Raw genomic sequence first — 7,833 nt, forward strand, 5'->3', positions numbered from 1 at the left:
CGACTGGGCCGGGGTGACCGAGGCCGATCTGACCCGCCTCGGTTACTTGCAGCAGCACAACGATGTGCTGGCACTGCACATCGCCGATCCCCTCGAATCGACCCTGTCGACCACAGCCGCTGACGCCAGCTGGGTGGTCGGCGATGGCCAGTACCAGCTCAATATTGCTCCCCACCAGATCCCGGTGCTGGATCAAGGGCTGGCCCGCCAGCAGCAGCTGAAAAAAGAGCAACTGCTGCGACTGATGGCGCTCAAGGGATTGCCGCTTATCACCCTCGACACCGGTGGCCACCACCTCGCCCGCCTCATTACCGCATTGGGAGGAGATCACTGATGAACCACAAGCTGCCCGGCACCTATATGCTGCGCGAATTGCAGGACGTGACCGTGCCACCCGCTATCAGCTGGCAACCACAAACCGCAGGCTGGCTGCTGCTGGCGCTGAGCCTGGGGGCGCTGGCGCTGCTCTGGCTCTATCACCGGGCACAGCGCTGGTGGCACCAGCGTTACCGTCGTGAAGCGCTGGCGGCCCTGCGCACGATCAACTGGTCTGATGCCGGGGCCAGTCTGGCGCTGTTTCACCTGATCAAGCAGGTGTTGACCCACCTTGATCCCCGGCACGGCAAGCTGTTTGGCATGGCGCTACTGCAAACCCTCGACAATGCCATGGCGGATCGGCAGCCTCGCTTCGCCACCGAACTGGGGGAGCGCTGGCTGGTGTCGCTGGTCTGTGATCAGGTGGTGCTGAGCGTCAGCGATCAGCTCTGCCTCGTTTCCCTGTGCAGCGACTGGCTCGCCCATCACCAGATCCCCGTTCACACAGCGTCGCAGGCAACGGAGGCCCGCCATGCTTGATGCCGGTCTCGAGTTTACCCACCCCCACTGTTTCTGGCTGCTGCCCCTGCCGCTGCTGGTGTTTCGCCTGATTCCGGCCTATCGCACCCGGCAGAGCGCCATCAAGGTGCCCTTCTTCGACCTGCTGATCGATCTGCTGGATGAGCCGCCGCAAGAAGGGGCGACCCAGCTGACCGCCAGTTGGTGGCAGCGGATCGCGCTGCTGCTGGTCTGGCTGCTGGCGGTGCTGGCGCTGGCCAAACCCACCATCTATGGCCCGCCTCAGGTGCGCGAGCGGTTCGGGCGGGATGTGATGATAGTGCTGGATCTCTCCGGCTCCATGGCCGAGACCGACTTCTCCCCCGACCCCGGCAAGTCCCTCAGTCGGCTCGACGCCGCCAAAGGGGTGCTTAAACAATTTGCTGCAACGCGCGAAGGAGATCGACTCGGGCTAATCCTGTTTGGGGATGCCGCCTTTCTCCAGGCGCCGTTTACCGCCGATCTCGACACCTGGCAAACCCTGCTGCAGGAGACCGATGTCGCCATGGCAGGCCAGAGCACCCATCTGGGGGATGCCATCGGCCTGGCAATCAAAGTGTTCAACGACAGTGATCGCCATGGGCAACAAGACCAGAACAGCGCCAAGCGGGAGAAAGTCGCCATCATCCTCACCGATGGCAACGACACCGGCAGTTTTGTCAGCCCGCGGGATGCGGCCCGGGTAGCTGCGGTCAACGGCGTGCGGCTGCACACCATCGCCATGGGGGATCCGGCCACCGTCGGCGAACAGGGCCTCGATCTCGATACCTTGCAACAACTGGCGACCCTGACCGGCGGTCAGCTGTTTCAGGCCCTCGATGAGGCGCAGCTGACGCGCGCCTATCAGGTGATCGGTGAGCTGGAGCCACAGCGCTACGAGAGCACCCGCTTTCAGACCCGCGAAAGCCTGCACCATTACCTCATCGCCGCCAGCGTCGGCCTCTATCTCACCTTCTTTTCCCTGTTGACCCTCAGGCGCTACCGCCTGCGCCCCGCTCGCCAGGAGGCAACCCATGATTGATATCCTGTTCTGGCAACAGCTCTGGCTGAATGCCCACTTTCTGCGCCCCTGGTGGCTGCTGGCCTTGCTCCCCCTTGCCGCCATCCTGCTGCTGCGCTGGCGCATGGATGAGGCGAGCAACTGGCAACAGCGGCTGCCCCCCCATCTGCGCAAGGCGCTGACACTGGGAGACACCGGCTGGAAAAAGAACCTGCCCCTCAAGGTGCTGGGGCTGCTGATGGGGCTCGCCATCCTGATCTGCGCAGGGCCGACCTGGAGCCGTGAACCCTCCCCCTTTGGCGAAGATCAGGGCGCCCTGCTGATCCTGCTCGATAACAGCGACTCCATGCTGGAAGAGGATATCGCCCCCAATCGGCTGACACGGGCCAAACAGAAGATCAGCGATCTGCTGGCGACCCGCGATGGCGGGCGCAACGGGCTAGTGGTTTTTGCTGGCTCAGCCCACACCGCCATACCGCTGACCCATGACAGCGCCGTCTATGCCCCCATCCTCGCTGCCATCCGTCCCGAGATCATGCCCAAAGAGGGCAAGCACACCGAACAGGTGATCCCGCTGCTCACCGAGCTGTTGGCCGATGAGACCGGCAGCACCGTCTTGCTGGTGAGTGATGGCATCAGCCCCTCCGCCATTGCCCCGTTGGCTGACTATTTCCGTGGCCAATCCCGTCAGCTGCTGATCCTGGCCGCTGGCGACCCGGCCCTGAGTGGCAAACGCCCGCTGGAGCTTGCCTCACTTCGGCGACTGGCCAGCGACAGCGATGGCACCCTGCTCACCATGACGGTGGATAATGACGATGTGGAACGCATCAACCGGGGGATTGAACGCCACTTTTTGATCCACAGCGACTCCCTGATGCCTTGGCAGGACATGGGCTACTACCTGCTCTTGCCGGTGGTCGCCCTGCTGCTGCTCTGGTTTCGCAAAGGCTGGCTGGTGCAGTGGGGTCTGGTGGCGGCGGTCGGCCTCTCCCTGCTGCAGGTGACGCCTGTGCAGGCCACCACCTTTTCGCTGGCACCGCCCGAGCCGAAAGCGCCGACCAGCAACCACTGGGCTCAAGAGCTGAAACAGCAGTGGCTCGATCTCTGGCTCACCCCGGATCAACAGGGGCAGTGGTACTTCCAGCAAGGTGACTATCTGGAGGCGGCCAAACGCTATGAGGACCCCTTCTACAAGGGGGTGGCCTACTACTACAGCGCCGAGTTTGCGCTGGCCCAGTCGGCCTTTTTGCAAACTGATTCCGAGCAGGCGCAGCTCTATACGGGCAACGCCCTCGCCAGACAGCGTGAGTATCTGGCCGCCCGCCGACTGTTCCGGCAACTGGCTGACGAAGCCAATGACCCCACCGTGCGTCAATCAGCCGCCCACAACTATCGGGTGATGTGCGGGATTGTTGACGAGATCAACCGCGCCAGCCAGAGCCATACCGGCACGCCGGATGGGCCTGATCACTCCCGCGAGTTGCCCGATGATCAGCCACGCAGTGCCGACGGGGCCGAAGAGACCGTGGTCTCCTCCCTGATGGCGCGCGAAACCCTGACCGCAGATCAGATCCTGGCCAATCCGGCGCAGGCCGAAAAGTGGTTGCGCCGGGTGGAGTCTGATCCCGGCGACTTCCTGCAAGCCAAATTCCGCCTCCAGCTACAAGCGCAGCAAGCTGGCGCAGCCGCGCGCCCTCGCTCTGCCACCAATAAGGAGCCCGTCCATGTGCAACCGGCGCAATAAACTCCGCCACTGGCTGCGCGGATGGGTGGCAACCGCCGCCCTGCTCGGGGCCGTGCTGCTGCCCGTGACGGCACAGGCTGCCGAGGGCGCTGACGCGACGGAAGCCACTCAGGTGACCCTCAAGAGCTGGCTGAAAGATCAGGAGGAGAAGCGCCCCTATGCCGTCAACCAGCAGATCACCCTCTATCTGGAGCTGGCCACCAACCGCTGGTTTACCGCGGGCACCCGCATCGGCCAATTCGAGCTGCCGGGGGTCATGGTCAAGCAGCGCAGCGAATTGGCGACCAACTTTACCCAGCGCCGCGATGGCGAGACCTGGTCGCACCAGCGCTGGGAGCTGACGCTCTACCCCCAGCAATCCGGCCAGTTCGAGATCCCCGCCATCGCGGTGCGGGCCACGGTTGCTCGTCCTGAAGGGGGCTCCCGGCAGATCACCCTCACCACCCACCCCCAGCGTTTTGCCGCTGCCCTGCCCGACCCCGCCCTGATGGTCGGCGGGCGTTGGCTGAGCGCCAGCAACCTCACCCTGAGCCAGCGTTGGCAGCGCTCTGCGGATGACCATGCGGACGGCGAGCTGCGGGTGGGGGATGCCATCACCCGCACCGTCACCGCCAGCGGGCAGGATACCCTCTCGGTGCTGATCCCGCCGCTGATCACTCCGCTTGTGCAAGCGATGGGCGGGTGCAGGCTTATCCGGCGCAGGCCCGGCTGAACGATACCCAAGAGCGGGGGGAGTACCTCTCGACACGGGAAGATCAGATTACCTACATCGTGCAGCGCGGCGGTGAATTGACCCTGCCTGCGCTGGAGCTTGCCTGGTGGAACAGCCAGACCGGCCAACTGGAGACCCTGACCCTCCCCGGGCAGACCCTGCAAGTGCGCCACACTCCTGCCTCCTGGCTGGCGACCTACTGGCCCCGGTTGCTTGGGGTGACGAGCGGAGTGGCCCTGCTGGCGCTGACCCTTCTGGCCATCGCCCGTTACTACCGCCACCACCCTCGCCCGCTCCCCTGGCAATATGGGGCCGCCATCTGGTGCAGGCAGTGGGGGGTGGTGCGGATACTGGCCTATCGCTATCTGCGGGCCAAACGGGGCGTGCTGGAACTGGGCCGCGTCAGTTGCGATCCGCTGTGGCAACAGCAGCAGACCGCATTCCAGCAAGACCCCCTTGATCAGGCTGATTCGCTCAAGATGGGTTGGCGCTTGCTGGTGCGCCTGCAAGGGCGACGGGATGCCAGTCGGGGCACCATGCGTGGCTCTGTTAGGGGCAGCGGCCACAGCAACATCCCCAGTAACATCGGTGCACGGCTGCGCCGCGTTATCGGCTGGCAAGCGGCCCTGCCGGGGCTGACAACCCTGAGTGGCAGCTCGACCACAGAGGATCAATCTGCCAGCACATCCAGCAACGTCAGCAACGTCAGCAACGTCAGCAACTGACTAAAGTGCGCTACGCCACAGCCAGCCCCTGCGCCGGTTGTACCCCTTTGCCCACTTTATTACACTGCCGAGGCGGGATTCCGGCCCTCTGCCACGCCACCTGATTGGCGTGGCAGGCGCTCTCCTCCTGCTACCCGGCAATGCCAAGACAGTGTGACTTTTCCACGGACATGTAACGAGGCCCCTCTTGCCAGACATCAGAAGTACCGAGCTGAACCTCATCCCGATCTTTGTCGCCATCTATGAAGAGCGCAGCCTCTCCCGGGCGGCGACACGCATGGAGATCAGCCAGCCCGCCGTCAGCAAGGCTCTCAAGCGGCTGCGGGAGATCTACGACGATCCCCTGTTTAACCGCAAGGTCGCGGGGATGGAGCCCACCTCGTTTGCCATCGACATCTATCCGGCGATGGCGGCCGCACTGAAGAACTTCAGTTCAACCCTCTCGACCTCGCGCACCTTCAATCCGCGTACCTCCCAGCGGGTCTTCTCCATCGCCTGCATCACGCTGGTCAGCGCCAACCTGATCCCGGCACTGCTGTGCAAGATCCGGGCGCACGCCCCCGGCATTGCGCTGGAGGTGCATCCCCTCTTTACCGAAGATATGGAGAGTGACCTGCGGATGCAGCGCTATGACCTTATCATCGACATGACCCAGAGCGGGCGCAGCATGCTCAAGAGCGAGGTGCTCTATGCCGAGCAGGTGAAGGTAGTGTGTGCCAGCAGCCACCCGCGACTGGGCAGCAGCTTGACGACAGAGGCGTATTTTACCGAGGAGCATGTGGCGCTGGCTCAGTGGCAGGTTCGGGGCAGCATGCTCACCGCCGAGCACCTGCCGCAAATGGCCAATCGAAAAATCGTGGTGCGGGTGCCGACCGCCATGGAGATGCTGCCCATCATTGCGCGCAGCGAGATCATCGGGGTCTTGCCCACCTCCACCATAGATACCTTTGCCGGCATGTATGACGTGCGGGTACTCCCCTTCCCCTTCGATGAATCGGTATTCAGCCTGTCGGCCATCTGGCACCCCAGCCGGACGGCCGAGGCGGGCCACCGCTGGTTGCGCCAGCAGTTGTTCGAGGTGGTCAGCGAGCTGGGGCTGACCACCACCCTGGCTCACCCCTAACGGGCATCCCGCACCAGTCGCAATCCCATGTCAGCCATCATCACCGACTGGCTGGCAAAATCGCGCCGGAAGTTTTCCGACAGTTCAGCCTCGTAGGCGTAGCTGCCACCTCGCACCGATTTATGGGCGAGGTGGATCTTGCTCTCCTTGGCATTGTTCGGGTTATCTTGCGGGCTGTGGCGATAAAAGGTCTCTTCATAGGCATCAGCTACAAACTCCCCCACATTGCCGGTCATGTCGTAGAGCCCCAGCTCGTTGGGCTTTTTCAGCCCCACCGGATAGGCGCGGTTGTTGGCGTTGCCGCTGTACCAAGCCACCTCGTCGATCTGATCGGAGCCGCTGTAACGATAGCCTTTACTCAGCTTGCCCCCCTTGGCTGCATACTCCCACTCCGCTTCGGTGGGCAGGCGGTAGTGAGCGCCGGTCAACTCATTGAGCCTTGCCACAAACAGATTGGCCTGTTGCCAGCTGAGGTTGTTGACCGGTACATCCGGCGCCTGGAAATAGCTGATGGAGGGACCCATCACCGCCTCGAACAGAGCCTGGGTCACCTCGAATTTTGCCATGTAGAAGCTGTTGAGCGAGACCGTATGCTGTGGCCCTTCGCTCGCTTTGGCGCCAAGGCCGTTGGAGCCCATCTCAAAACGGCCCCCTTCCACCAGCACCATGTCCGCTTCAATCTTCTGTCGCAGTGGATGGCGCGGCTGGTTGGCATGTTGCCAGAGGGTACAACCCGCCACCAGCAAGGTGGTAGCCAGCAGCGGGATCACGCATTTTGCGGGGGTGTTCTTCATCATCTGACCTGTGCAGTAAAAGGAGTGGCAGCCATTACTGGCCAGCGGAAACCGGCGGCGTGCCCGCCTGGCTCGCGCGCTTGCCGTTGAGCTCGGCCAGCACCTCGGGGGGCGCTATCCTGCCCAGCTCGCTCATGCAGGCATCGCTCTTGGGGTGATCGTGGCGCAGGTAGATATCGCACACCGCATAGAGCTGCTCCGGCGCGCCGGAGATCCGGTAGGCCAGCTCGAACGAACCGATGGCTTTGTCGAGATCCAGCGGCTCTTGCAGTACCCCGTTGAGATACCAGAAGTAGCTGTTGTTGCCAGCGAGGGTCGCTGCCTGCGCCATGGTGGCCGCGGCATCGTTCTTCTGACCGAGGCGCACCTGGGTCAGCGCCTTGGCGTAATGGAGGTTGGCGTTTTGCGGCAGTGCGAGGATCCCCTTGTCAAGCAGGGCCAGCGCCTCGGCATCCCGTTGCTGGGCCCGCAAGTTGTCAGAGAGGCCAAGCCAGATCCGGGGATTGTCTGGCTGATTTTCTAACTGATTGATAAGCAACTGCTCATAGCGCGCCTGCGCCTTGTCCCACTGCCGGGTCCAGCGATAGAGATCCGCCTGCAACAGCTGCTGCGCCGGATCCTGCTGTTTGGCGAGATAGTCGCTCACCTCCGCCAGCGGCTGGCCAATGGCGCTCAGTTGCCCCTCATCCATGGCGCCATAATCACGGGCCAGATTGAGGGTGGCCGCACGGCGCACCTCGGCACTGCTGTCGGCCAGCAGCGGCGAGAGCAATCGCCAGCGATGGGCAAACTGATAGGGATCGGCGGCCAGGACCGCCGCTTCTCGCACCAGCGCACTCTCGTCGCGCAGGCTTCTGGCCAC

At 63.4% G+C, this 7,833-nt stretch carries 8 protein-coding genes and 1 pseudogene; 7 read left to right on the forward strand and 2 right to left on the reverse strand.

From position 1 onward, the window contains the following. The 7 genes and pseudogenes from LD28_RS23355 to LD28_RS0109735 all read left to right on the forward strand — a co-directional run. A pseudogene (locus tag LD28_RS23355) lies at positions 1-334 on the forward strand (DUF58 domain-containing protein); the annotation flags it as partial. After that, positions 334-855 (forward strand): DUF4381 domain-containing protein, encoded by a 522-nt coding sequence (locus tag LD28_RS0109715; RefSeq protein ID WP_033136776.1) that lies wholly within the window; start codon positions 334-336, stop codon positions 853-855. The pseudogene LD28_RS23355 and the gene LD28_RS0109715, both read left to right, overlap by 1 nt. Continuing rightward, a complete protein-coding gene (locus tag LD28_RS0109720; protein WP_033136777.1) occupies positions 848-1,894 on the forward strand; it encodes a vWA domain-containing protein in 1,047 nt (348 codons plus the stop codon). Before LD28_RS0109715 ends, LD28_RS0109720 begins: the two co-directional genes overlap by 8 nt. Further along, a complete protein-coding gene (locus LD28_RS0109725; RefSeq protein ID WP_033136778.1) occupies positions 1,887-3,617 on the forward strand; it encodes a VWA domain-containing protein in 1,731 nt (576 codons plus the stop codon). The genes LD28_RS0109720 and LD28_RS0109725 overlap by 8 nt, the downstream gene beginning before the upstream one ends. Continuing rightward, entirely contained in the window at positions 3,598-4,329 is a 732-nt protein-coding gene (locus LD28_RS23810; protein WP_241462282.1) for a BatD family protein, read from the forward strand. The genes LD28_RS0109725 and LD28_RS23810 overlap by 20 nt, the downstream gene beginning before the upstream one ends. After that, positions 4,299-5,054: a hypothetical protein gene (locus LD28_RS23815; RefSeq protein ID WP_241462283.1), complete on the forward strand. Its 756-nt coding sequence runs from the start codon at positions 4,299-4,301 to the stop codon at positions 5,052-5,054. Before LD28_RS23810 ends, LD28_RS23815 begins: the two co-directional genes overlap by 31 nt. A 187-nt stretch (positions 5,055-5,241) precedes the next feature. Further along, complete coding sequence (locus LD28_RS0109735) at positions 5,242-6,177, forward strand: LysR family transcriptional regulator (RefSeq protein ID WP_081959489.1); 936 nt, start codon at positions 5,242-5,244, stop codon at positions 6,175-6,177. Here LD28_RS0109735 and LD28_RS0109740 read toward each other — a convergent pair. Continuing rightward, the gene (locus LD28_RS0109740; protein ID WP_241462284.1) at positions 6,174-6,974 is read right to left on the reverse strand and encodes a formylglycine-generating enzyme family protein; all 801 of its coding nucleotides are present in this window, start codon (positions 6,972-6,974) and stop codon (positions 6,174-6,176) included. The genes LD28_RS0109735 and LD28_RS0109740 overlap by 4 nt on opposite strands. 31 nt (positions 6,975-7,005) lie before the next feature. Continuing rightward, on the reverse strand, positions 7,006-7,833 hold an 828-nt coding region (locus LD28_RS23360), incomplete at its 5' end, for a tetratricopeptide repeat protein (protein ID WP_033136780.1).

Origin of the sequence: Aeromonas finlandensis (assembly GCF_000764645.1) — a bacterium.
GTDB lineage: Bacteria > Pseudomonadota > Gammaproteobacteria > Enterobacterales > Aeromonadaceae > Aeromonas > Aeromonas finlandensis.